Here is a 370-nt window from a genome sequence, read left to right as displayed (position 1 = left end):
GTTTTCCACTCTAACTTGCTTATTGTGACATACCGCGTTTCCTTGCGGCGTTCATCAGATGAGTATTCATACCCATCAAATATCTCATATTTAACAACCTCTTGCTTACCAACCCACAGGTTGGCAAGCTTTGGGTTATTGTGAGTTGGCAGCAAGCCAACGGTGAAGCCTTTGTATTCGATCTTTGCCATAATAATATCCTCACAGGCGTTTAAGCCAGATTTATGATGCCCGAAATTGAGCAATCGCATTTATTACTACAAAAGTGACAACCTGCATCTCGCGTTGTGATTTTTTTACCGGCCACTCTACGTCTTACCAATACCCCACAGAGCCCACTACAAATTTGTACCCAAATGTTTTCTTCAAA

1 protein-coding gene is annotated in these 370 nt (G+C 41.9%); it reads right to left on the bottom strand.

Annotated elements, in window-relative coordinates; all coding sequences use genetic code 11:
- A partial coding sequence (locus AB4585_RS25995; protein ID WP_372171653.1) for a hypothetical protein occupies positions 1–191 on the bottom strand: 191 nt, incomplete at its 3' end.
- Positions 192–370: the final 179 nt, after the last annotated feature.

This window comes from Vibrio sp. 10N.222.49.C9, assembly GCF_041474985.1.
Classification (GTDB): Bacteria; Pseudomonadota; Gammaproteobacteria; order Enterobacterales; family Vibrionaceae; genus Vibrio; species Vibrio crassostreae_C.
The sequence above is the reverse complement of the archived record's forward strand: the minus strand, read 5'-3'. Positions and strand labels throughout refer to the sequence as shown.